At 72.1% G+C, this 1,997-nt stretch carries 3 protein-coding genes; 2 read left to right on the top strand and 1 reads right to left on the bottom strand.

Annotated features, from left to right (window positions below; translation table 11 throughout):
- Both ACE3Q3_RS24185 and ACE3Q3_RS24180 read left to right on the top strand, forming a co-directional pair.
- A partial coding sequence (locus tag ACE3Q3_RS24185) for a sugar phosphate isomerase/epimerase family protein (protein WP_374450393.1) occupies nt 1–702 on the top strand: 702 nt, incomplete at its 5' end.
- A 65-nt stretch (nt 703–767) separates the two neighbouring features.
- A complete protein-coding gene (locus tag ACE3Q3_RS24180; protein WP_374450392.1) occupies nt 768–1,244 on the top strand; it encodes a VOC family protein in 477 nt (158 codons plus the stop codon).
- Nucleotides 1,245–1,266: 22 nt separating this feature from the next.
- Here ACE3Q3_RS24180 and ACE3Q3_RS24175 read toward each other — a convergent pair.
- The coding region (locus tag ACE3Q3_RS24175) for an MlrC C-terminal domain-containing protein (RefSeq protein ID WP_374450390.1) at nt 1,267–1,997 on the bottom strand (731 nt) is incomplete at its 5' end.

The following is a 1,997-nucleotide window of genomic DNA, read 5'->3' as shown; positions in this document are numbered from 1 at the left end:
GTGGCCGAGCTCGGCCTGGAAGAGTCCGCGCGCCGCATCCGCGACGCCGGCCTCACGGTGACGGGACTGTGCCGCGGCGGCCTCTTCCCCGCCCCCGATGCCGCCGGCCGCCAGGCGGCCATCGACGACAACCGCCGCGCGATCGACGAGGCGGCCGTCCTCGGCGCCGCCTGCCTCGTCCTCGTCGTCGGCGGCCTGCCCGCCGGATCGAAGGACATCGCCGGCGCCCGGCGGATGGTCGAGGACGGCATCGCGGCGATCCTGCCGCACGCCCGCGCCGCGGGCGTGCCGATCGCGATCGAGCCGCTGCACCCGATGTACGCGGCGGACCGCGCCTGCGTGAACACCCTCGACCAGGCGCTCGACCTCTGCGACCGGTTCGGGGCGGGCGTCGGCGTCGCGGTCGACGTCTACCACACCTGGTGGGACCCGAACCTGGAGGCGGCGATCGCGCGGGCCGGCGCCCGGCGCATCCTCGCCTTCCATATCTGCGACTGGCTCGTGCCCACGACCGACCTGCTGCTCGACCGCGGCATGCCGGGCGACGGCATCATCGACATCCCGCGCATCCGCGGCATGGTCGAGGGCGCGGGCTTCGCCGGCCTGCACGAGGTCGAGATCTTCTCGGCCGGCAACTGGTGGAAGCGCGACCCGGACGAGGTTCTGGCGATCTGCAAGGAGCGGCACCGCACGGTCTGCTGATGCATGGCCGCGATCGCCCGGCCCGACCCGAGGTGCGAAGCTTCGGCACGAAGCGAGGTGGGAACATGATCCGCGGCCTGCATCACAACGCCTACCGCTGCCGCGATTCCGAGGAGACGCGGCGCTTCTACGAGGATTTCCTCGGCCTTCCGCTGGCCCACGTGCTGGAAATCGGCGAGACCAAGACCGGTCGCAAGGCGCGGGTGCTGCACAGCTTCTTCCGGCTCGGCGACGGCTCGTTCCTGGCCTTCTTCGAGGCGCCCGAGCAGCCCTTCGAGTTCAAGCGCCAGGAGGATTTCGACCTCCACATCGCGCTCGAGGTCGATCCCGCGGAGCTCGCCCCGACGATGGAAAAGGCCCGGCAGGCGGGCATCGAGGTCCGCGGCATCTCCGACCACGGGTTCATCGATTCCATCTATCTCCGCGACCCCAACGGCTACGTCATCGAACTGACCGCCAAGCGCCCGGGCCACGACGCGGCGATGGACGCCGCCGGCGCGGCGCGCCGGCGGCTCGACGCCTGGCAGGCCGCCAAGCACTGAGCTCCCGCGAGGGCCCCGCCGGTCACGGCTGCGCGTCGGGCACCAGCGGATAGGTCGGGCGGTTCAGCTTGCGGAAGCGGAACAGCGAATAGTCCGAGCTGGTGACCCCGACGCCGTCGCATTCGACGATGGCGCGCGCGATCGGCTTGAAGCCGGCGCGGTAGTGGATGCGGCTCTTCAGGATCAGGTAGCGCTTCTGGGTCGGCTCGATGCCGACCGAGCGGAAGCAGCCGAGGTCGAAGGGCTCGTGGTGCTGCTCGATGACGACGATCTGCATCGGCCCGGTGTCGAGCACCGCCGACCGGCCCATGTAGGCGCGCGAACCGGTCGACATCGGGCCGGTGACGGTGAACTGCCCGTCGGTGATGGCGCGGACGGTGCCCGTCACCTCCAGCGGCTCGCCCGTGCGGCCGATCGCCGGCATGTCGGTCTTGCCGCCGAGCGGCAGCGTCACCCGGGCGCCGACGCCGGCCTCGACCATCGCCGCCACGGCCGCGGGATCGACGACGGCGAAGACGGCCACGTCCTCCAGCCCCTGGCGAATCGCCTCGGCGATCACCGGCATGGTGTCCTGGGTCCCGCCCGAGGCGCAGTTGTCGGCATGGTCGATGAGCAGGATCGGCCCCTCCGTCATCGTCCTGGCGCGGGCGACCGAGGCGGCGAGCGGCTCGGCCTCGTAGACGAACTCGGCCCGATGCTCCCAGGCGGCGTCCAGCAGTTCGAGGGCCGCGCGCGGCCCGCTGGCCGTCGCGG

It is taken from the genome of Allostella sp. (assembly GCF_041913585.1).
GTDB lineage: Bacteria > Pseudomonadota > Alphaproteobacteria > ATCC43930 > Allostellaceae > Allostella.
Note: the sequence above shows the minus strand (reverse complement) of the source record. Positions and strands in the feature narration are given on the sequence as shown.

Excerpts from the sequence above, each read along its gene's own strand:
- ACE3Q3_RS24180 (WP_374450392.1), top strand. The coding sequence starts at position 768 with ATGATCCGCGGCCTGCATCACAACGCCTACCGCTGCCGCGATTCCGAG.